General features: G+C 51.7%; 19 protein-coding genes. 16 read left to right on the top strand and 3 right to left on the bottom strand.

The window, feature by feature from the left end:
- Positions 1–2 precede the first annotated feature (2 nt).
- The 5 genes from ACGK9W_RS07455 (at position 3) to ACGK9W_RS07435 (ending at position 5,821) form a co-directional block, all read left to right on the top strand.
- Positions 3–881, top strand: coding sequence for an XrtA system polysaccharide deacetylase (locus ACGK9W_RS07455; protein WP_405420077.1), 879 nt, complete (start codon positions 3–5; stop codon positions 879–881).
- Positions 882–902: 21 nt separating this feature from the next.
- Positions 903–2,483, top strand: a complete 1,581-nt coding sequence (locus ACGK9W_RS07450) for a hypothetical protein (protein ID WP_405420074.1) — start codon at positions 903–905, stop codon at positions 2,481–2,483.
- 90 nt (positions 2,484–2,573) lie between these two features.
- Entirely contained in the window at positions 2,574–3,731 is a 1,158-nt protein-coding gene (locus tag ACGK9W_RS07445) for a glycosyltransferase family 2 protein (protein ID WP_405420071.1), read from the top strand.
- A gap of 6 nt (positions 3,732–3,737) precedes the next feature.
- Positions 3,738–4,835, top strand: coding sequence for a glycosyltransferase (locus tag ACGK9W_RS07440; RefSeq protein WP_405420069.1), 1,098 nt, complete (start codon positions 3,738–3,740; stop codon positions 4,833–4,835).
- Complete coding sequence (locus ACGK9W_RS07435) at positions 4,832–5,821, top strand: glycosyltransferase (protein ID WP_405420067.1); 990 nt, start codon at positions 4,832–4,834, stop codon at positions 5,819–5,821. Before ACGK9W_RS07440 ends, ACGK9W_RS07435 begins: the two co-directional genes overlap by 4 nt.
- 24 nt (positions 5,822–5,845) lie before the next feature.
- Here the strand turns inward: ACGK9W_RS07435 and ACGK9W_RS07430 are convergent, their stop codons facing one another.
- On the bottom strand, positions 5,846–7,006 hold the full coding sequence (locus ACGK9W_RS07430) for a hypothetical protein (protein WP_405420064.1): 1,161 nt from the start codon (positions 7,004–7,006) through the stop codon (positions 5,846–5,848).
- Between the two features lie 280 nt (positions 7,007–7,286).
- Between ACGK9W_RS07430 and ACGK9W_RS07425 the strand changes: the two genes are divergently transcribed.
- Together ACGK9W_RS07425 and ACGK9W_RS07420 are read left to right on the top strand one after the other, a co-directional pair.
- Positions 7,287–8,147, top strand: coding sequence for a hypothetical protein (locus tag ACGK9W_RS07425; protein ID WP_405420062.1), 861 nt, complete (start codon positions 7,287–7,289; stop codon positions 8,145–8,147).
- A 112-nt stretch (positions 8,148–8,259) separates the two neighbouring features.
- Positions 8,260–9,102 (top strand): Stf0 family sulfotransferase, encoded by an 843-nt coding sequence (locus tag ACGK9W_RS07420; protein WP_405420059.1) that lies wholly within the window; start codon positions 8,260–8,262, stop codon positions 9,100–9,102.
- 341 nt (positions 9,103–9,443) lie between these two features.
- On the opposite strand, the gene ACGK9W_RS07415 is transcribed toward ACGK9W_RS07420, so the two are convergent.
- Positions 9,444–10,514: a hypothetical protein gene (locus ACGK9W_RS07415; RefSeq protein ID WP_405420056.1), complete on the bottom strand. Its 1,071-nt coding sequence runs from the start codon at positions 10,512–10,514 to the stop codon at positions 9,444–9,446.
- Between the two features lie 372 nt (positions 10,515–10,886).
- Here ACGK9W_RS07415 and ACGK9W_RS07410 point away from each other — a divergent pair, with 372 nt between their 5' ends.
- Positions 10,887–12,698 carry an ABC transporter ATP-binding protein gene (locus ACGK9W_RS07410; RefSeq protein ID WP_405420052.1) on the top strand — a complete coding sequence of 604 codons (1,812 nt, stop codon included), beginning with the start codon at positions 10,887–10,889 and terminating at the stop codon, positions 12,696–12,698.
- Here the strand turns inward: ACGK9W_RS07410 and ACGK9W_RS07405 are convergent, their stop codons facing one another.
- Positions 12,699–13,649, bottom strand: a complete 951-nt coding sequence (locus ACGK9W_RS07405; RefSeq protein ID WP_405420049.1) for a glycosyltransferase — start codon at positions 13,647–13,649, stop codon at positions 12,699–12,701. It lies immediately after the preceding gene.
- Between the two features lie 170 nt (positions 13,650–13,819).
- Here ACGK9W_RS07405 and ACGK9W_RS07400 point away from each other — a divergent pair, with 170 nt between their 5' ends.
- From ACGK9W_RS07400 to ACGK9W_RS07365, 8 genes are all read left to right on the top strand, one after another.
- Entirely contained in the window at positions 13,820–14,698 is an 879-nt protein-coding gene (locus ACGK9W_RS07400) for a glycosyltransferase family 2 protein (RefSeq protein ID WP_405420046.1), read from the top strand.
- Entirely contained in the window at positions 14,698–15,819 is a 1,122-nt protein-coding gene (locus ACGK9W_RS07395) for a glycosyltransferase (RefSeq protein ID WP_405420043.1), read from the top strand. Before ACGK9W_RS07400 ends, ACGK9W_RS07395 begins: the two co-directional genes overlap by 1 nt.
- On the top strand, positions 15,816–16,826 hold the full coding sequence (locus tag ACGK9W_RS07390; RefSeq protein WP_405420041.1) for a polysaccharide deacetylase family protein: 1,011 nt from the start codon (positions 15,816–15,818) through the stop codon (positions 16,824–16,826). The genes ACGK9W_RS07395 and ACGK9W_RS07390 overlap by 4 nt, the downstream gene beginning before the upstream one ends.
- Positions 16,827–16,939: 113 nt before the next feature.
- Positions 16,940–18,208: an O-antigen ligase family protein gene (locus ACGK9W_RS07385; protein ID WP_405420038.1), complete on the top strand. Its 1,269-nt coding sequence runs from the start codon at positions 16,940–16,942 to the stop codon at positions 18,206–18,208.
- A gap of 137 nt (positions 18,209–18,345) precedes the next feature.
- Positions 18,346–19,416: a glycosyltransferase family 4 protein gene (locus ACGK9W_RS07380; protein ID WP_405420035.1), complete on the top strand. Its 1,071-nt coding sequence runs from the start codon at positions 18,346–18,348 to the stop codon at positions 19,414–19,416.
- A complete protein-coding gene (locus ACGK9W_RS07375; RefSeq protein WP_405420033.1) occupies positions 19,413–20,309 on the top strand; it encodes a glycosyltransferase family 2 protein in 897 nt (298 codons plus the stop codon). Before ACGK9W_RS07380 ends, ACGK9W_RS07375 begins: the two co-directional genes overlap by 4 nt.
- Positions 20,310–20,396: 87 nt before the next feature.
- Positions 20,397–22,319 carry an asparagine synthase (glutamine-hydrolyzing) gene (gene asnB / locus ACGK9W_RS07370; protein WP_405420030.1) on the top strand — a complete coding sequence of 641 codons (1,923 nt, stop codon included), beginning with the start codon at positions 20,397–20,399 and terminating at the stop codon, positions 22,317–22,319.
- A 30-nt stretch (positions 22,320–22,349) separates the two neighbouring features.
- Positions 22,350–22,745 (top strand): GtrA family protein, encoded by a 396-nt coding sequence (locus tag ACGK9W_RS07365; RefSeq protein WP_405420027.1) that lies wholly within the window; start codon positions 22,350–22,352, stop codon positions 22,743–22,745.
- Position 22,746 lies beyond the last annotated feature (1 nt).

The raw sequence follows: 22,746 nt of genomic DNA, 5'->3' as shown, positions 1-22,746 counted from the left end.
CGATGGAAACCGATCATAAGGCCCGGCGGATTGAAAACGCACTGACCATCGACGTGGAAGACTACTTCCAGGTAGCCGCCTTGGCCGAAGCCGTGCGCCGGGAAGACTGGCACTCCATGGAATACCGGGTGGAAGCCAACACCCAGCGCATACTCAGCCTGCTGGACCGGCACAAGGCCAAAGCCACCTTCTTTACCCTGGGCTGGGTGGCGGAAAAATCCCCGGAACTGGTCCGCACCATCCAGAAAGAAGGCCATGAAATTGCCAGCCATGGCTACAGCCATCAGCTTATCTACAACCAGACACCAGACGTATTCCGGGAAGAAACGCGTCGCTCTAAGGCCATACTGGAAGACATCACCGGCCAGCCCATCACCGGTTACCGGGCCGCCAGCTATTCCATCATCAACGAAAGCCGCTGGGCCCTGGATATCCTTGCCGAAGAAGGTTTTACCTGGGATTCCTCCATATTCCCCGTACATCACGACCGCTACGGCATGCCCGGTACACCGCGCTGGCCCCACAAGCTGACCACCGATAAAGGCCACACCCTGGCCGAATTTCCCCTAAGCACCATGAAACTGCCCGGCTACACACTGCCCATAGCGGGCGGTGGCTATTTCCGGCTGTTTCCCTACTGGTTCAGCCGCTGGGGCCTGGGCAGCATCAACCGCCAGGGCCAGCCGTTCGTGTTCTACCTGCATCCCTGGGAAGTCGACCCCGGCCAGCCAAGGCTGGACGTAAAATGGTTCTCCCGCTTCCGCCACTACAACAACCTGGATGTCTGCGAAGCCCGGCTGGACAGTCTTTTGAGGCATTTTCGGTTTAACACGATGAGTAATATTCTGATAAAAACTCGCACGTTGGAAGCTGGCGCATAACCAGTCTAATAAGGATATTGGATGTTATCTCTGCCCAAAAGATCAACTCTAGCTTTCGCGGCTCTGGTCCTCTACTGGTTTACCGGTTCAGTTTTCGTGATTGAGACGCGGGATATCTGGCTGGATGAAGGATTTACGTTTTTATTCGTCAAATCAGATGCGGAAGTTTTCCGCACTCTGGTTCTGGGAAACGAGATGAATATGGCGCCTTACTATGCTCTGGTGCGTCCATTTGCTATGAACGGGTTGGAGACTATTGAGTTAAGATACCTTTCAATGGTGCCGGCTTTTGCAACAATCGTTGCGTTATTCTGGTTTTGTCGTCGACACTTTTCTGAGGGCGTTGCGCTGCTTGCGTCCTTCATACTCGTTGCCAACCCGCTGTTTATAAGGTACTCGGGCGAGTTGAGAGCATACAGTATGGTGATGCTGCTTTGCTTGCTGGGCCTGATCTTCCTCTACTACTTTCTGCAATCCAGAAGATCTGTTTATCTCTATGCACTCGCCGGGATCGCGGCGATCTCTTTTTATTCCGGCTTTCTCTCTTTGATCTTCTTCGCCATCATTGGCGCGATCCTGTTGGTTGACTGTATTTTGAATAAAGGTGCCCAGTTGGGATCTCTGGTAGTTGCCCTGTTAACCTGTGTTTCAGCTCTGGTCCCCGGCCTGTATGTGATTCTGACAAGTGGCGGCGAAAACCTCGACTGGATAGATCCAGTAAGCATTGAGAGCATGTACCGGATGGTGTACCAGTTGCTTGGCAGTACACACATCGGCAACGTCCGGGTCGAATTATCAGTCGTGATTGGTTTTATTCTGCTGTGCTTGTGGATTTTATTTTACTGGTTGCGCCATGTCGGAACTGAAAAATACGCAGTAAAAACCTTGTTTTTTAATGATCACATGCCCCTGTCCTCAAAGGCGATACCAGCATTAATTGTTGCTGGAGGAACCCTGGCTATAGGCTTTGCTGTTTCAGTCTTTCAATCCATCATGGTACTTCGATACTTCACAATGATCGTTCCAGTGCTCGCGCTGATTATTGCCATTGGCCTGTGGGGTATTCCAAATCGACCGGTACGAAATGGAATTGCCGCTGCTTCCCTGCTTTTATTTTCGTATCAGGCCATCGCGCTCTACGACAATGCGGTACTGAAGAATCAATCGGATGACTGGCCGGCTGTTACAGAAAGATTTCTTGGGGGGCCCTGTCACGAAGACATTGGCGTTGTTGTGTTGTCGCCATTTGAGCAAGTCCGCTTCAATGCGCATATTCCTCATGCAGAAAGAAGATCTGACAAGCTTGCATGTTTGAGGAATCTTGTACCGGCGTGGTTTGTGGTTGGGAGCGGTGGGCTGGTGGCAGGCGTGGATGTTCATCAGGATATACGGCGTATAAAAACAGTTGACTGGCGATCAATTGTAGATCAGTACAAAACTCTGTGGGTTATCACAGTCGATCGTGTTGCTTCTGAAGAGGATTTCTCGGTTGGCCGAATCGATACAGCGCTTAATCAATTTCAGCAAGCCGGCCGTTATAATCTGGAGAAGGAACTGATGCTACCAAATACAAAAATGTTACTTTGGAAGCACAGTAATTGAGGTCAAAGACAGAAAGGTACGGCCGACCATCTCAAACCTATTGATCATCCTGAAATTTCTTACTTTGACTGATTTCTCTGAGGGTTACGGGTGTTGAAACTTATATTCTGGTTATCGTTACTGCTGCTGATATACGTCTACGCCGGCTATCCCATGCTTGTATGGCTTATTTCCAGGCTGAAACACCGGCCCGTCAATAAGAGTTCACATCATCAGCCTGCGGTTTCGATTCTCATTGCCGCCTACAACGAAGCCAAAGACATCGAAGCCACCCTGCGCAACAAACTGGCGCTGGATTACCCCGGCGACCGAATGGAAATCCTGGTGATTTCAGACGAATCAGAAGACGCCACCGACGACATTGTAGAACGCATTGCCAAAGACGCCCCGGTGCCCATCCGCCTGTTCAGACAAGTGCCCAGGCAGGGCAAAACCACCGGCCTGAACACCCTGCACCAGCACGCCACCGGCGAAATCCTGCTGTTTTCAGATGCAAACTCCCAGTGGGATACCCAGGCACTGCGCAAACTGGCCCGCAACTTCAACGACCCTGCCGTGGGTTACGTCACCGGCAAAATGGTCTACGTGCACCAGGATGGCTCCCTGATCGGCGACGGCTGCAGCGCCTACATGAAATACGAAAACTGGCTGCGCCTGCAGGAAACACGGATTGGCTCCGTAGTCGGCGTGGATGGCGGAATAGACGCCATGCGCAAACAGCTATACCAGCCCCTGCGCGCAGACCAGCTACCGGACTTTGTCCAGCCCCTGAAAGTGGTCGAGCAAGGCTACCGTGTGGTTTATGAACCAGACGCACTGCTGAAAGAAGAAGCCCTGACAGACGGCACCAGCGAGTTCAGCATGCGGGTACGGGTAAGCCTGCGGGCGCTGTGGGCCCTGAAAGACATGAAACAACTGATGAACCCGGCAAACAATGCCATCTTCGCCTGGCAGATGATCTCCCACAAACTGCTGCGATACGGCGCCTTCGTGCCAATGGCCACACTGGCACTGACCACACTGTACCTGGCACCGAAAGCTGGCATATATACCCTTGCGGCCCTTGGCTATATCGGCTTTGCGCTGCTTGCCTGGCAGGGTCACAAAAAAGAGAAGGGGGGCGAAGCCCTGCCGGCCCTCTATTCGATACCTTATTATTTCATGCTTCTGAACCTCGCCTCTTACAAGGCCTGTGTTGCCTTTCTGAAAGGTGAGAAGAAGGTAATCTGGAACCCAAGGAAGGGATAGACCGGCATGGCGCTAAAGGTACTGCACCTGATTGATAGCGGCGGCCTTTACGGTGCTGAACGAATGCTTCTGGCACTGGTCCGTAAACAGCGTGCCCACGGAATCGATGCCATGGTTCTGAGCGCTGGGTTTCCGGGGGAAGGTGAGAAGGCAATCGAACAGGCCTGTGTCGAACAGGGATTGCCATGCACCCCCTGGCGTATGAAGCCTGGTCTGAACCTTAGCGGTGGTGCTGAAGTCGCTGCCTGGGCAAAGGAAAATGGTTTTTCGGTGCTCCATTCCCACGGCTATAAATTCAATATTCTGATAGGCCTGCTTTCCAGAAAACAGCGGGCACCGGCCTTTGTCTCAACCATTCACGGCTATACCGCCAGCAGGGTGTTTTCAAAACTCTTCGTATACAAAGCACTGGATTTCCTGCTCAGTTACCGGCCAGATCGGGTAGTGGTGGTGACGGACGGATTAAGAAAGAGCCTGTTGTCCAAAAATAATGTTCGGTTTATTCCCAACGGAATCGATATTGATGAAGGCACCAGCAAGGCCGCGCCAGTGCGCCTTCACGGAGGGCGTTACATTGTAGTGGTAGGCAGGCTCTCAGCCGAGAAAGCCATCCATACAGCCATTGGCGCCTTCTCGCGTGTTGCGGATGAGTACCCGGACTATAGCCTGGTCATCATTGGCGACGGCCCTGAAAAAAAGGAATTGCAGGCCCTTGCCGCGAAATCGGGCCTGGCCGACAAGGTAGTTTTCACCGGCTACAGCGATCATGCCGGGGCCTATATCGGCAACGCTGAAGCGCTGTTGATTTCCTCAGAAACCGAGGGGCTTCCGTTAACCCTGCTCGAGGCCGTGCGGGTGCAGACCCCGGTCGTCAGTACACCCGTCGGGGAGATTCCTAACGTACTGGGGCATGGAAAGTTTGGCTACCTGTCATCAGATATCAGCGAGGCATCTGTTTTCCGGGCGCTGGCTGAGGTGCTGGCCAACCCTGCGCTGGCATCTGAAAAGGCCAGACTGGCTTACGACCGGTTTTTGTCTGAGTACACATCTGATCAAATGAATGAACGGTACCGCACCCTTTACCAGGAAGTGTTAGCACCATGAATGGAAAATCGGTCATCTGGGTGACCTGGGAATACCAGACCCGTAACAGGAGCTTGTCCGGGCTATTGGGCATACCACTTTATGAAATTGTGTCCGAGAAGCATGGGATCAGAAGGTATGCAGAGTCCCTGCTGCAAACACTCCGGCTCATTCGCTCAGAAAAACCTGACGTGGTGTTCTGCCAGAATCCCTCCATTGTTCTGAGCTTTTTCTGCGTACTTTTGAGAAAGCTGTTTGCCTACACAGTAGTTGTTGATGAACACAACGCCGGACTGTTTCCGTTGGATGGAAAAAGCAGGCTTTTGAACGGGATTGCCCGGTATGTTGTGCGGAAGGCGGACGCCGTTATCGTGACCAACACATCCCTCGCGCGGCAATGCACCCGGTGGGGTGGAAGCCCGATCATACTGGAAGACCCCTTGCCGGATTTTGTCGGGCAATATTCAATCGAGCCTCCGGTTTCCAGAAGCGAGAAACGCGGACCCTTTGAGCTTTTGTTTATCTGCACCTGGGCATCGGATGAGCCATACACGAATGTTCTCCAGGCCGCCGAAGCTTTTCCTGAAGAGACACTCAGAATAACAATTACCGGGAATCCGAAAGGAAAAGCAGATGCCGCTCAAGTGCCGACCAGCGTTCATCTTGCCGGGTTCCTAAGCAAGCCGGATTATGTAAAGCAACTGGCTAGTGCACACGGGGTACTGGTGCTGACCACACGCCAGGACTGCCTTAACTGCGGCGCCTACGAGGCCGTGTCGCTGCTTAAACCGGGAATCCTGAGCGATACAGCCGCACTACGGCGTTATTTCACAGGTGGATTCCTGTTTACAGACAACAGCGTTGAAAGCCTGAAGCACAATATCCGGGCACTGATAGACGAACACCACATTCTTCAGGAAAGTGTACGGGCGCTTAAAACCAGGTGTGAAGAGAACGACCTTGCCAACCGCCAGAAGGTGGAGAACTTTCTGGCGGAGTTGGCGTGAGGTTTACTGACAGGCTGGTGGCCGTTATTGAACCGGGAAAACCTGCGGCGGCTTTGGGCAGCTTCGGCAAAGGTTGTGCCCCTCAGAAGCCGCGTTATCGGCATCCAGAACATGAAGGTAATAAGTGTTGCTGTTCGGCAGATAATCAGGGAACCGGGCCACAATCTCTGAATCAGTCCAACTCTCCGGCGACAGGTGGAAAACACGAGTAGAGTTTTCGAGTGATTCCCCGTCTGTTAACAGGACCCGTGCGTTGGCGTTTTCGCCGATAGCGACGTAGATTTCGTCCACCACACGGTTTACATCTGCATCACCAGGGTTCATCCACGCGAAGAACTTAATCCGATCCCAGAATGGGTAGGGAACTCCTTCACTGCTCTGGTCATGCATAAAATTGCCGTCACGAATATTGACATGGTAAGCATTCTTATTGAGGAAAGAGAAGAAACCCTCTGCCTTACCGTACGGGTCTGACGGATTCAGTTCCGCATGGAACATTTTCGTATGCCACCCGCCAAAATCCCAGTTTTGACCTAGCTCAGGTGGCCACCATACTGGTCGCATTTTGGTGTTGTTGCCATTGATGTTGAACCCGCCTCCGGTCCATGCAGGGATATACAGGTCGTGACCTCCAGGCTCGCCAATTTCAACGGAGTATGCAGTCTTATCACCACGGCTCCCAAGCATCAACCAGGCATCCTTGGTGGAAGATTGAGTCGAGAACTCGGTCGCCGTTCCGTTGTTCCCCGGAAACTCCCCGAGATCCCTTATTGTGTAGCTCAGGTAGACTTCCTGAAAGGTTTTCAATCCGTGCAGGCCTCCAGGATCCGGAACACCAACGAAAAGCTTAGTAAATGCATCCCCCCTTACCGAAAGGCTGGTGGTGCCATGCGTTTTGTCTATGAAAGGATCCGTCGCGCTACTTTTTGAGAACTCTAAATAAGTGCCGATCTGAGGCTTCAGAACAAGCGCGTCACCGGATACTTCGATATCAGAGAAATCGTCATGCAGTGCAACCGTGGGACCTTCACCAAAATCCGAACCCTCGATAACGATTTCACCTGAAGCATTCAGGGTAGCCTCCTGGATGCTGGGTGCGGCAGACAGGCTGGTTGGCAAGATGGCGATAAGCGCAGTCGATATACCAACTCTTAATGTTTGTTTGCAGCGTGTGTTTGAGCGCATGTGCACGACTCCTCGACAATGAAAAGGGCAAGCTGTGTGGTCAATATGGGGATAGTCTACAGGAAATGCGCTCCCGCAATGTGACCGGGTTCCGCGGGTTACAGGGCGTTTCAGGATGTTTCAAATCAACGCGCAAGCCATTTTAACTCTGACAGGGCGATGCTTTCAATTTTGCACCAGAGCCCGTCTGCAGGCACTGTCGGCCGATTAGCACAGTTGCTTGCAGAAACAGGTGTGGGCCTTCATGATATAACATCAGCGGGCATGGAGGCGATGCGGATTGGATGGCCTGCAGGAAGAGCCTTGTCTGGAAGTCTTAGGGGTATGGCGTAATCAGGCCAATTCTTCGCAGGGACACGAGATGCTGAATTCGAGAAAACTGAGAAAGCTGGCCCCAGTGCTGTTAAAGCCCAGCATTATTACCGGCCGGTCAGAGTATCTTTTTATCATCAGTCATATGAGAAGCCGGTCAACCGTTTTGTCTCACGTTCTGGGGAGTAACCCCGGTGTATGTGGGTACAGTGAACTGCACCGGTCTTACAGAAACAAGACTGACTTTCTGAAAATGCGAGTGAATCTCTATCACGATTTAAAATGCGACTTCAGCAATAAATATATTCTTGACAAGATTCTTCATAACAGGCTTGAAATTTCACCGGAAATGCTTGAGGCAATGAAGCCCAGGGTTATCTTTTTATTACGGGAGCCCGAAAGCACCATAAAAAGCATTATCAGGATGCGCGACAGGGTTGGACAGAAAAATAAGCAGAGTGATGCTGGCTGGCATGACAAAGCCAGATCCGCCGCGGAGTATTACTGTTCCAGGTTGGTTGAACTATCCAGATATGCCGATGCCCTGAATGGCAACTATTTTTTCCTTGAATCAGATGACCTGGTCGATAAGACGGATCAGATCCTGAATGAGCTGACAGACTGGTTAAAACTAAAACAGCCTTTGGCCAATAACTACGAGATGTTCGAAAATACAGGGAAGCCTGATTATGGGGATCCTTCAGAAGCAATAAAAACTGGAGCCATCACACGAACTGAGAGCAACTCGAAAATTGAAATACCGGGCGACATTCGTCATGAGGTAAATTTGGCTTACGAAAAGTGCAGGTTGGGCTTGGCGAATAACTAAATCGAGACTGGTAAAAAATAATTTCAGAAAAGGTAGGCCGACCTTCTCTGATAAAGGTTAATCAGATCCCTATATTAAAAAACTTCATTATATCGCTAGAGTGCAATCTAAAATGAAATTACAGAAGGACCAATTACGAAGGGCCTTTGACAAGGTTCCAGATCAAGATTTCGTGAACTCAAGCTATGATGTTGAGGGTTTGCGCAAGACTCAGAAAGTGCTGGTTATTTTTAGTACACCAAGAAGTGGAAGTACTTTATTTTGTGATTATGTAAGGCAGGCAGGGCTTTGTGTGCCACATGAATATTTTCAACCCACTGACTATATGCCAATTCTAGGTAGCCGGTGGGACTGTATTCAGGGTGAGGAGTTGAATATTAATCAGTATTTCGAGTCTCTTTTAAGATTTAGAACAAGTCAGACCGGTTGGCTAGGTATAAACGTTCATGGTTCACATTTAAATATATTTTTAAAATTCTTCAGTAACTATAAAAATTTAGAATATCACTTCATTCACTTGGCTCGAAAAGATACGATTGCGCAGGCAGTTTCTTATGAAAAAGCATTACAGACAAGTGGTTGGAGCATGCATTTTCAGAAAATAAAATCGCCTCTCTACAGCTTTGAATCGATAGTGGATAGGCTTGACAGAATTGAGGATCAGAATGCTGTAATTCGATGTTTTCTGAACGGGAAAAAATTTTCTAGTCTTTGGTATGAAGATTTTATATCCAATCCCGGTCATGAAATTTCGAGAATTGGTTTGATGGATGAGTCCCAAGTTCCCTCGTTCGAGCCATCTTTAAAAAAGCAGAAGGATGAGCTGACGGCGCAATGGATTAGACGATTTTGTGTTGATTTTCAAGAGGCTTTTGTCAAGAAAAGCTTGCCTAATAAAATTAGACCCAAAAAAGGCGTTGGGTATTATTGGTACAAGTTAGTTCGAAAACTTTAGCGTTTTTGCGAAAAGACCAAATTCTCTGACTGGAGTTTGAAGAGACTCTGAATAAGTCTCAAGATTAGCGATAATGCGCCATCGCCGACTGCATAGGATTCGTTGTCACCGTAGATGAAGTCAAATTTTCCGGAGCCAAATACCAGATCCAGAAGAGCAAGATCCGCCGTGAGATTCGATCGAAACGGATGTACAAGTTAATCCTCTGTGTAATTCTGCCAAAATTCCGTTAGTTGCTAATGAATAAACAGTAGGCTTTGAAAGCGCCGTTTAAAGAATGGAGATTAAAGATTGATGTAAGGCTCTAGACATGTGTTTTGAGCCGCCCGTCCATCTCCGTCTCATAGAGGGTAGTTGCCATTTAGATCATCGAGTAGTTCTTTCCAGGCCGTTATTATTTTAGTATCGCCAAAAAGCATTTTCGATACATCAGATATTTCTGACTGGATATACTGTTTGGTATCGTTTGTGCGAATTGCATCAATCAACTCGCTAAAACTTCCACGGACGATGAGATAAGGAGCAATTGGTGTCTCTTCAAGCCATTTAAAAAAATCGGAATTAACAGCGTAAACTGGCGTTCCACAGGAAAGCGAAAAAAAGAAAGAGCCACTTACCAGCATGCTTGAAGTATCGTTACCAATAATAACGCCTTTGCACCGCCGAATCCGATCTGCAATTATATTCTCATCCTGGAATTTTGGCTCTAGGTCAATGTCTCGATCTTGACAGGCTATGCGAAGCTCATTTAAATATTCTTCATCGGTACATGGCCCCAGTATACTTAGTCTTGATTGAAGGTCCCAAGATTTAGCCAATTCTAGGATTCGTTTATAGCGTTCTATTCGACCGAATATTATGAACTCATCGTTTCGAGTTGGTTCTGGGTTCTTCTGTTCATCGAAAATGAGCGGGTAAAGGGGGTGTGGAATATACCTCAGTTTTGGGTTGAGCTGAAGTGCATGAGGAGGCGCATGAACAACTACTGCACTGGCCAGGTTCTGGGCGATATCAATAATGCGACGAGCTCTATCCCTGTCGATGGTTCTGAGGTTGTGCGGGTGTCGATTATGGCGTACGTAAATTAATTTTTGACAGGCTAGTTTGAAAACTAAAAGTGTGCAGAGGTATTCCAGTATCCCTTTGTAACTGAGTTTGCAGTTTTTATTGCATAGCAGATTTTCACGCCAGTTTAGAATTATTACATCAAATAATCTGGGGCTTTGACCGGTAGACATTCGTTTCAGTACTGCACCAAGCAACAGTCGCGGGCGCGGTACCTCAAAAACCTGACCGACCTGACCTAGTAGATCTTTCTTGCGCTCGATGTAGTCATTGATCTTAAGGCCAAACGGTACTAGGCCGATCGATAGTGGGGGTCTTGGTTGGTTTTGCCGATCTTCTGTAGTCAAAGCGAGTCTCTTCATCTGTATTTGTGCTTGATTAACTGAAGTAAAGTTCCAGGGGAGGCTTTGTTTGGGCAAGGAAAGCCCGTTTAAGGACAGCCTACCTAACCGGAAGAATCTGGGGAGTGTGGCGCAGGAGGGCGGACAGCACTCTGCGCTCCCTCCGGTAGCCGGAATTTCCGCGGCTGAGATGGCTGAGGTTAGGTGTCCAGCATCAAAAATTGTTGAGCGCCATCCGTCGCCCCGAGTCTAACGGGATATTAGACTTTTTTCTACGATGTAAGCACGATAATCATATGTGGAATCGATGCCTATCAAGTGCACCAATCTTCCCGTAAAATTACGGATGTTTAGGCTTTCAAGTGACAGGGATGAATAATGCGCAGTACCTTTAGGAAACTTTTCTATATTTTGTCACCCTCAGAGCGCATAAGCGCAATGTGGGTTTTTCTGCTAATGGTGGTTGTTGGTTTCTTTGAGGCAGCAGGCGTAGCCTCAATTCTGCCGTTCATTTCGGTTCTGTCTGATCCCGAAACGGTCACTACCCAGCCTTTGTTGAATGCGGCTTATGAGTGGTCTGGTTTCGATAACGTCGACCAGTTCACGGTTGCGCTGGGAATTGGGTTTCTCGTGGTCTTTTTTATTTCACTGACCTTGAAGGCCGCCTCTCAGTGGGTTCAGGTGCACTTCACCAAGATGCGTGTGCACTCTGTCGGTTGCCGATTGATGAAGGGATACCTGGATCAGCCCTACGAGTGGTTTCTGGGGCAGCATACGTCAAAGATGACTACGACCATTCTATCTGAAGTCAACCAGGTAATTTCCAAGTCTCTCTTTCGTGCGGTGCAAATGGTGGCGCAATTGATTGTTGTTGCCTCTTTGCTGGTGCTTATTTTCTTGATTGATCCGGTCCTGGCAATGTCGGCTAGTATTTTACTGGGGGCGGCCTATATCGTTGTCTACCTGTTAGTGCGGGGACCCCTTTTCCGTTACGGCAGGCGCAGGTATGAGGCAAACCTGAAGCGTTATCGGGTTACCCAAGAAACTTTTGGAGGTGTCAAGGATATCAAGGTGGGCTGTATGGAGGGTAACATGATTGACCGGTTTACCGGGCCTTCATTTCAGACAGCTCACCAGGAAGTTAAAGCGGCAGTTGTGACACAGATTCCCGGATTCCTCATGCAGGCAATTGTTTTTGGTGGTGTTGTTGGTGTCCTTCTGTACCTGAAGCAGGTTTATGGGTCCATGGCCGGTGCTCTGCCCGTCTTTTCAGCCTTCGCCTTCGCGGGTTATCGATTAATGCCTGCCCTGCAGCAGGTGTATAGGCATATCACGACAATTCGCTCTAACTCCGCGGCATTGGACGGATTGGTTGCAGAACTGGGTTCACTTAGATCCGTTGGAGCTCAAGAGGTTGCTGATAAAGGCGAGCGCTTCGGCGCAGTGGAAAAAGCCATTGAATTGAAGAATATCCACTATAAGTACCCAGCAGCAGATGAAGAAGCCTTGCAAGGCGTTTCCCTCCGAATCGGCGCAAAGCAGCGAATAGGCCTGGTCGGCGCCAGTGGCTCCGGCAAGACCACCACCGTGGATATTATACTGGGCCTGCTGAAACCATCCTCTGGCAGTATGTTGGTGGATGGTACTGTAATCACTGATGACAATGTCCGCTCCTGGCAACGAGCCATTGGATATGTGCCACAGCATATCTTTCTGGCTGATGAGACTATCGCCGCCAATATCGCCTTTGGTATGAAGCCTGGCGATATCGATATGGATGCAGTCATTCGCGCCGCGAAAATAGCAAACCTGCACGAATTCATTCTGTCAGAGCTGCCAAACGGCTATGAAACTGAAGTTGGCGAACGGGGCGTAAGGCTGTCCGGCGGCCAGCGCCAGCGTATCGGCATTGCCAGGGCTCTGTACCACGATCCCGATGTTCTGGTTTTGGACGAGGCCACCAGTGCCCTGGACAATCAGACTGAACATGCCGTGATGCAGGCGGTGGAGAACCTTGGGCATCAGAAAACCATTATTCTGATTGCCCACCGGCTGTCCACCGTCAGAAGCTGCGACACAATCTATATGTTGTCCCACGGCAAGGTTGTGGGCCAAGGGCCGTTCGACGAGCTGATTCGCAACAATGCCGAATTCAGCGCCATGGCCGCCCACGATACCGACCCGGCCTGATCAGCCGTAGCGTACACGCAGCAGAAAGGCCCCGATCCGCCTCCGGATTCCGCCCCGGGCCAGCAGGTTGGACAGGCCCCCCGCAAAGCTCCACACAGGGGTTGGTTTAAGGGTGGGGCACTGCAGCCAGTCTTCGGCGTAGGGGTGGTCGGTGCGGTCCCGGTTCAGCAGTTCATCTACTTTGTGGCCCGGCATGATGTCAAAGGGATAGAAGCCGCAGCCGCCCACCGCTTCCACAATCTGAAGGGGAATGTTTCTCTTTTTCCCGCGATGGGAAATCGGGTAGGGAAGCCACATCATGAAGGGCCGGGCAGAAATGCCCATTTGTATTCCCTGCTTCTGGGCAAACTCGTTATTGGCATACTCGCCCTGCTGAAGATCGCCAAACAACTGCGAGAAGCGCTCCACATCAAAAAGCCCCACCGCAGAATAACCTGAAAAACCCGGGTAGTCAGATGGCCGAAGGTAGGCCTCACCGCTGGCATCCAGCCGGGCAAGCTGCTGGTCGCGGTCCCTGAAGAAACGCTTCATAAAGCAGGTGTGCAGTTCTGCGGCATTCGGGTTGGCTTTAAAGAAAGCGCTGGCGGCGGCAAGGTCCGCATCCATAACAGGGCGGACCAGTTGCATGTCGTCCTGCAGAAACAGGGCGTATTGCTTGCCCTTTGCCACCGCATCCTGGAATGCAAAGCGCATGTTATTGTAGAGGCCACCAGTTTTGTGTTCAGAGATGCTGGCCTTGCCCGCAGTGACAATCCTGAAGTCTTTTTTGAACCTTTCCAGAACCTCTTGGGTGTGCGGGTCGTCGCTCTGGTCGTCTATTACGGTGACCGGTGCCTGAATATCGCAGGCAAGAAGGGAATTCAGGCAGTTCTCAAGAAACACTCCCCGGTTAAAAGAGAAAACATAAACCGTGAGATCGCCGGTGGTTCCGGCCGGTGAAATTTTATCCATTTTCAGAGCCTGTTTAGCCTTTTATCCTGTTGTATCATTGCCGGGCTTTATGATGTTCGTGTTCATACCTGAATGCGGTGAGAATAACACACTATTTTGATAGACTTCGCCAAATGGATTGGTGCCGCCTGACGACTCTAAAGGGCATAAACAGGATCCAGGGAACGATCATGCAACCAAGGGTTTCGGTAATCACACCTGCTTACAACCGAAGGGATCTGATGCCCGCCACGCTCGATTCAGTGCTGGGCCAGACTTTTCCGGATTTTGAGTACCTGATTGTTGACGATGGCTCAACAGATGGCACCTTTGAATGGCTGAAAGCCATTTCAGACCCAAGGGTGACGGTGCTGAACCATGAAAACAGGGCTAACCATGGCCAGGCTGCCTCCATCAACCTGGGGTTGTCCCGGGCGAGGGGGGATTACCTGGTAATTCTGGACAGCGACGACCTGCTGGCCCCCGAAGCTTTGGAAATGCACCTGGCCTGTCTGGATAGGCATGATTCCCTGGGAATGGTTTACGGCCAGGGATATGCCATTGATGTCCACGGTAATCGGCTTTACCCCCTGTTCAGTGACGATCACCAGGAAGAGGGTGTGCCAGACAACCTGCTGCTGGACTGTTATGTGGTGTCCCCCGGGCTTTGCATGTTCCGCCGAAGCATAGTGGGTGCTGCCGGCCCGCTGGAGGTCAGTTTCCGGGCGGCGCAGGATCACGATTTCCTTCTCCGTGTGGTGGAAAAGGCCCCATTCGCCTATTCCGGCGCACTTTGCTTCTATTATCGCAAGCACGATGGCAGCATCAGCACCAACGGCCAGTTGGCCAGGTGGCAGAACGGCTTTGAAATACTCCGGCGGGCCGCAAGCCGTTACCCCTACCGCAATGCCACACTCAGAAAGCGCAAGGCGGTATTGTGCTTCCGCCTGGGGGCAACCCTGTTCGGCCAGGGCCACCGGCTGCGGGCGCTGGGTTATCTGGCAAAGTCTGGCCTGCTTGATCCGGCCCGGGCTGTGGCAGTGGTTTTTGGCAGAGAGGCCATCCGCTGATGCCTGAAGCTGTTACCAGGGTTCTGTTTGTCATCGATTATTACCGGGACCCACACGCCGGTACCGAAGGGCAGTTGTTCCGCCTTGTTCAGGGGCTGGACCGGAATAAATTCGAGCCTCACCTTCTGGTATTTGAAGAATCCCCCTGGCTGAAAGACAACGGTTTTCCCTGTGACTGGTCGGTTCTGGGGCACCGTTCCCTGCGTTCACCCGCTACGTGGGCCGCGCTTTTCGGTAAAGCTCGCCGCTTCAGAAAACAGGGGTTCAGACTGGCCCACGTATTTTTCAATGACCCGTCCGTGATCTGCCCGCCTGTATTCCGGTTGTGCGGCATAAAAACCCTGCTGTCCCGGCGGGATATGGGTTACTGGTACACGCCGGGCCTGAAAAGGGTGCTGCGGGTAACTGGCTGGTTTGCGGCCGGTGTTGTCGCCAACAGCCAGGCTGTCCGGGATATTACGGTTCAGGCGGAAGGTTTTTCAGTCGACGAGGTGCATGTTATCTATAACGGGTATGAGGAAACAGGTGGGGGGCTGCCAGCGACTGACAAGGCGGAGCTGGTTGGTGAGGAGTCCCGGAACGATTTGAAAATTATGGTTCTGGTGGCAAACCTTCGCCCTATCAAGCGCATTGAAGATGCTATTGAAGGCCTTGCCATGCTCAGCACCAGCCACCCGGCACTGAACCTTGTAGTGATTGGCTCCGGCGACCCGGCATCGCTGACGGCGCTGGCCAGCCAGAAAGGGGTAGCATCCAAGGTGCATTTCCCCGGTGCCCGGAACGATGTGAACCAGTGTCTGGCCAGCGCTGATGTGGGTATACTGTGCTCGGAGTCGGAGGGTTTCTCCAATGCACTGGTTGAATATATGAAAGCAGGCCTTGCGGTTGTATGCAGCGCCGTCGGGGGCAACCCCGAGGCGGTCAGCCATGGTGTTAATGGCCTGCTGTATCACGTGGGTGATGTAAACGCATTTGCCACCTGCGTTCAAAGCCTGCTGGACGATCCCGGCTATGCCAGGGCAATGGCCGAACAGGCCCAGCAGGACGCCCGGGAACGCTTCAGCCTTCAGGCCATGGTTCAGAGCCATCAGTCACTTTACAGCCAGGTGAACGGTTTATGAGTCTGGCATCGAAACTTGTTCGCAAAGCCGGGGATCTGGGCCTGTATCAGTTTGCCCGGCTGCTGACGGCCAACACGCCCAGGATTCTGATGTATCACCGGTTCGCTGCGGAAGCTGAGCCTGGCTATGTATCCCGTGAACGCTTCCGGGAACAGGTGGCCTACATCAAAAAGTATTACCACCCGATGACACTTCAGGACCTGTCCACCTGCCTGTTCGACACCGGCAAGGTGCCACGGTATGCCATAGTGATTACCGTTGATGATGGTTACCGGGACTTCCACGACGTTGCCTGGCCAGTACTTAAAGAATTGGATGTGCCCGCGACCCTGTTTGTGACCACGGGCTTTGTGGACGGCAGGCTCTGGCTTTGGCCGGACCAGATTAGCTGGTTGTTTGCGCAGCTTGAAGGGCCCAACACGGCATTCAAGTACAGAGATTTTGAGTTGGCAGAAGGGGAAGTGGGCCGGAACCCAGGGAAAACCTGGCAACGGGTGATTGACCGCCTGTTGTCGGTTCCGGATGCGGAAAAGCATGAATTCATAGCGGCCCTTGCCAGCACCTGGCAAACGCCAGTTCCTGCGACGCCCCCCCCGGCTTATGCGCCCTGTTCCTGGGACCAGCTTGTGGATATGCAGAATCAGGGCATTGAAATTGGCGGGCACACCGTAACCCATCCGACCCTGGGGCAGGTCAGCCGCGAGCAGGCAGTTGCCGAAGTGGCCGGGTGTAAAGCGATGCTCGCTGACAACCTGCCCCAAAACCCCAGAACCTTCTGTTACCCCAATGGTATGCCCTCTGATTTTTCAACGGAGCTGATGAAAGTGGTTGAGGAAACGGGGTTTGACTGTGCCGTTGCTGCTTTCGCGGACAATGCTGCAATGAAACACCGTTATGCCTTGCGCAGGCACTCTGGCGCACAGGACTGGTTTCAGTTTCACAAGGCGGTGTCCGGTGTGGAATACCTGGGGCAGGTGTTTCGTGGAAATGCGGCGGAGCATCGGTGATGAATTCCGTAAGCAAGCAGGCTGCCGACTCCGTGCAACGCCTTGGTAACGGAGCCCTGTCGCGCTCACCTGGGGTAACGGACGGGGTTTTCTGGGTATACCTGTATTTTCTGGTGGATTTTTTCCTGCATCTGTCCCAGCGGATACCAGGATATGGTGTTTTGCGGCCCACGCTACTTCTGGTGGCGCTGATCAGTGGCCTGCTCTTCCTTCAGAAAGACCGCATAAAAGACCGCACCAATGACCCGATATTCAAGGCGATTCTGGTGCTTCTTGGTTACATGATTGTTTCCTGGCCTCTTGTGGAATACCAGGGGAGTGTAATCAGACATAACCTGCCGGAATTTGTGAAAGCTATAGTGTTTGTGTTCTTCACAGCACTGATTGTTGACACGAAACATCGGTTGAAGCTCTTTCTGCTGGTTTTTGTGAGTTGCCAGGTGATTCGCGTACTTGAACCCCTGTACATGAACCTGACGCAGGATTACTGGGGGAGTGCAACTCACCTGGGGGGAGGCGAGTTCGCAAATCGTCTTTCGGGTGCGCCTTCGGATGTCATAAATCCAAATGAACTCGGCTTTGTCATTGCTACGGCGGCGCCATTTCTGCATTACCTGCTTTTCACCGGGCGCTGGAAAGCCAAGCTTCTATACCTTGCCCTTGCTCCCTGCCTCTTGTATGCCATGATACTGACCATGTCCCGGGGCGGCATTCTGGCTCTCGCCGTGGTGGGCTGGTTTATTTTTAAGGAATCCAGGCACAAGCTGGTTTTGATTCTGGTCGCCATAGGAATTGGTATGGGCGGCTGGAGTATAATGAACCCCGTGCAGAAAGACAGGTATCTGTCGATTTTTGTTGACGATGCAAAAGGATCGTCCTCAGCATCCGGGCGGATAGGCGGTATTATCGGGGAGTTCAAGTTGGGCTTAAATCGCCCTGTCGTGGGCCATGGTGTTGGTACTACCCCGGAGGTAAAGGCAAATAATGGGTGGGGTCCCCAGGCTAGCCACAATATGTACGGTGAGCTACTTATAGAGATAGGCATTGTCGGTTTTGCGCTTTTCATAAGGTATATCATTCAGATTTACCGACGATTTATGAAAAACCGGGAGATTATAAAAGATCTGGAAAATAATCCGGACAATGCCTTCTACCACAACCTGAACAAGGCGCTGATTGCCGTTTTCTGGATGTATGCCGTGTATAGCCTGAACTATTGGGGGCTATCCCAGTACTACTGGTACCTGTTCGGCGGCATGGCCATCGCCTTTGGCCATGTACTTAGCCATGAGATCTCAGAAGTAAAGACAGACCCGGCTGATAAAGAAAAGGCGGAACCCAAGTACAGCCTTGCCTGGAGTGTTCGCAACCGAGCCGGTTAGTTTTAGCTGATGGCTAGAAATACAAAGTCAGAAGGACAGTTGTTTAGATGAAGGATCTTAAACAGGTACTGGTTTTTGCCCGGCACCCCTCTGGGGGTATAAGAACATACTTCAGATATGTTTACGGCAACACTGCCATGCAGGGGGCTCAACTGACTTTTATCGCCCCGGCAAGCGAACAGCTTGATGAGGTGCTTTCCGGCTTGCCTAACATTTCCAGTTGTATAAACACGGAAGAATCAACATCCTCCCTCGCCAGATCACTGCTGAAGGCGCTTTTCACCCATAAGTTTGACCTTATTCACTCCCACGGCTTTACCGCAGGCATGCTTGCAGCGTTGCCAGCCCTCCTGTTTCGTATTCCGCATATCATAACCACACATGATGTGCTGCTGGAACCACAATTCAGCGGCCTGAAAGGTCGCCTGCGGAAATGGGTGGTTGGCAGTCTTTTGCGCCTGGCTACTGTCATTAACCCCGTAGGCAGGGATGCAGGGCAGAATCTTGTGGAAACCTATCCGTTCCTTGATAGGCCCGGCAAGGTTGAGGAAATCCAGAATGGCATTGATATCGACCACTTTCACGTAGACCGGGCTCGTAACCTGCGGCAGGAAGCAGAACTGCCCGACGGTAGTTTTCTTCTGGGCTTTTTCGGTCGCTTCATGGCACAGAAAGGCTTCAGGACCCTGGTTGATTCGGTGGAGCTATGGAATCGGCAGCACCCTGAAGATACCGTTACTGTAGCCTGTTTTGGCTGGGGCGGTTTTATACGGGAAGAGCAGGCTGATTTGAAAGAACGTGGGCTGGCGCAGTTTTTCAGGTTTTTTCCGAATACCAACGATATGCCGGCGGCACTGAGGGGGGTGGACGCCGTTGTAATGCCATCCCGCTGGGAGGCCTGCCCGCTGCTGCCCATGGAGGCCTTTGTTGCCGGCGTGCCTGTGATTGCCACCCGATGCATCGGGCTTGCGGAGGTTACCGAAAGTACACCCGCTGTCAGTTTTGAGGTTGGCAGCGCGGAAAGCCTGGTTGGGGCACTGGCTTATTTTCGGGAGCAGCAACCAGAGATCAACAGGGCAGTGCAGGGATACAGGGTGGAGGCAGCCCGGCGTTTTGATGTTCAGTCAACCGCCGAGAAGCTACAGGCTCTGATGGACTCGATCATCCCGCCGAACCGGCGGCAGCGGCAGGGTGCTGAAACAGAATGACAGCTTCAACCCGGCTCTCAATCATTATTCCCCACAAGGATTCCTGGAATTCGCTCTCAGCGCTGCTCGATACCATTCCCCCGGCAGATGACCAGGAGATTATTCTGGTTGATGACCGAAGCGCAACACCAGCAAAAGGCGATGGGCTGAACCACCCGAACCTTGTGTTCGTGAATAACGACCGGCAGGCTATAGGCGCGGGTTCGGCGCGTAACTATGGCTTGCAGCATGCGACCGGTGATTGGCTTCTGTTCGCGGATTCTGATGATACATTTGTACCTGGCGCATTTGACGCTGTGCGCAAACAGATGAATTCTGATTGCGATATCGTTTTTTTCAGGCCTACCAGTGTCAATGAAGATAACGGACAGCCGTCCAACCGGCATACCGCATACGCTGCACTGGTTGAGGATTTCTGCAGCCAGCCTTCCCAGTGGATACGTTTCCGTTTTCATCCGCCCTGGAGCAAGCTGATTCGCCGCAAGCTTGTCACTGACAACGGAATTCAGTTTGATGAAACTCTAGTGGCGAATGATCTGATTTTTTCGCTGAAAACCGGCATACACGCCAAAAATATCAAGGCAGTCCCGGAAACGATTTATTGTGTGACCAATAACGCAAGTGGGGGTTTGAGCAACCAGAAAAACCGGGAATTTTTTGATATACGCTTCAATAACCATATTCGGTATAACCGGATTTTGAAAGATAACGGTTTCCGGAAATATCAGATGTCCATGCTATCCATGCATAGAAAGGCACTGAATCTGGGCGTTTCAAAATTTATTTCAAGCATCATGAAGGCGATTGTTTACCGACAGCCTTTTCTTAATTCGGGTGATTTTGCCAAGTGGGATAGAAACCAGCGAGTGAAGCGCCGGCGGATTTGCGAGTAAATCGCGCGGTAAGATTCTGAGGACATGAGCTCTGCCCTGTTAAGGCGGCTTAAAAAATGGAAATAATACCCATCGCGGAGATTGAAAGTGTGTGGTTTTAGTGGGTTTGCTAACTGGGCTTTTTCCGGAGCCACTGCTGATCCGGTTTGTAGGGCTATGTCCGATTCGCTTGAACACCGAGGCCCGGACGCAGATGGTTTTTGGCAGGATTCTGAAGCAGGCATTGCTCTCGTCCATCGCCGCCTGGCCATTCAGGACCTCTCTCCGTTGGGTGCCCAGCCTATGGTTTCTGCTTCTGGCCGGCTCGTAATTGCCTTCAACGGTGAAATCTACAATTTTGAAACAATTCAAAGCGAACTGATAAGCCTGGGCCATAGCTTCCGGGGCCACTCCGATACGGAAGTGATGCTGGCGGCGTTTGAACAGTGGGGTCTTCAGGTGTCTCTGGAAAAATTCGCCGGAATGTTTGCGTTCGCACTTGTGGATCGTGAAGAAGGCGTTCTCCATCTGGCGCGGGACCGGATGGGTGAAAAACCCCTCTACTATGGCTGGCAACAGGGCACCCTGTTGTTCGGGTCTGAGCTTAAGGCGCTGCGGCAGCACCCGGACTGGGTCGGGGAGATTGACAGGTCGGTTCTGCCATTGTTGCTTCGCCACAACCTTATTCCGGCCCCGCATTCCATCTATCAGGGTATCTGCAAACTGGTGCCTGCTTCCTATGTGTCTTTCAGGCTGGAAAGTCTGCAGCCGGGCGTGATGCCAGAGCCACAGCGCTACTGGCAGCTTGAAGCACAGTTTGCCGAGGGCCCCGGCCAGACGCTGGAAGGCGCGGCCAATGAACTTGAAAAGCTTCTGACAGAAGTGATTTCTGAGCAGATGATTTCCGATGTTCCCCTGGGGGCTTTCCTGTCTGGGGGAATTGATTCATCAACCATTGTGGCCCTGATGCAGAAACAGGCCAATACGCCGGTGAAATCTTTCAGCATCGGGTTCAAAGAGGCGGGCTTTAATGAAGCCGAGCATGCCGCTGCCGTGGCCAGACACCTTGGAACCGAGCATACCGAACTGTATGTGAGCGAGCAGGATGCGCTGGATGTGATCCCCAAGTTGCCACAGATGTACTGCGAGCCTTTTGCTGATTCTTCCCAGATCCCTACTTATCTGGTGAGTAAAATGACAAAGCAGAAGGTGACGGTAGCCCTTTCCGGCGATGGCGGCGACGAGCTTTTTTGCGGATATACCCGTTATCCGGCCATGGTGTCTGCTTGGCATGGCCGGAAAGCCCCGAAGGCCCGCCTGAAAAGCGCGCTTTCCCGCTTGCCGGAAGCACCCATGGCGGCGCTGATCAAGGCGGCTGTGCCATCCCAGCGCGGGCGATCCATAGCGGCCATAAAACAGCGACTGGCGTTTACCCGTGCGGTATCCGGTGCAGATTCATTATCGGAATATTATCGCCAGAGGGTGTCTTACTGGCCGTTTCCGGAGCAGTTACTGGGTTCGGTACAGGAGGCGCCCTACGGACTGACTGCGCCGTTGCCGGATCGCATTGCGCCGGAATCCCTGAAAACGCTTATGTGGCGTGACCTGAACTGGTATCTGCCGGATGATATTCTGGTAAAAGTAGACAGGGCCGCCATGGCCTGCAGCCTGGAAACCAGGGTACCGTTATTGGACCACCGAGTTGTTTCCTTTGCGTTGGGGCTGCCGGCATCCTTGAATATTCAGGATGGCGTTGGCAAGCAGGTGCTGCGGTCGGTGTTGTATCGCCATGTACCCCGGGAGCTGATTGACCGGCCCAAGCAGGGTTTTGCGGTGCCCATTGCCCAGTGGCTGCGGGGAGCCTTGCGGGACTGGGCAGAGGGACTGCTGGATTATAAAAGCCTTACCGAGCAGGGGTACTGGAATTCCGACGCTGTGCGGTGGTTCTGGAATGAGCACCTGTCCGGGCGTGAGGACTACAGCTTTGAGCTCTGGGGGATTCTTATGTTTCAGGCGTGGCTTGATTCATGAGGCACTTTTGGGCGTCAGGAATTCATGGGAATGACTGAACAACATAAGGTGCTCGTACGCCAGGTTCTGTTTTATGGGGCAGTTGGTGGCATAGGAACGCTGGGGCACTACGCATTGTTGGCGGCACTTGTGGAGTTTTTTGACGTAAGGCCTGTGCTTGCGTCTAGTCTTGGCTTTATTTTGGGTGCCATTATCAACCATGAACTTAACCGGTTGCTGGTCTTTCCGGCGACAACCAATAATCGTTGGATAACGCTTTGGCGATTCATGATCATTGCAGCGCTGGGCTTCGTGGTTAACCTGGGGGTTATGACCTGGCTGACGGTTTATGGTGAGCTTCACTATTTTGTAGCTCAGATCATGGCCACTGGCATGGTTTTTGTAAGTACGTTCATTCTTAATAAGATCTGGACTTTTAACGCCTAGA

It is taken from the genome of Marinobacter flavimaris, assembly GCF_045057155.1.
Classification (GTDB): domain Bacteria; phylum Pseudomonadota; class Gammaproteobacteria; order Pseudomonadales; family Oleiphilaceae; genus Marinobacter; species Marinobacter manganoxydans.
Note: the sequence above shows the minus strand (reverse complement) of the source record. Positions and strands in the feature narration are given on the sequence as shown.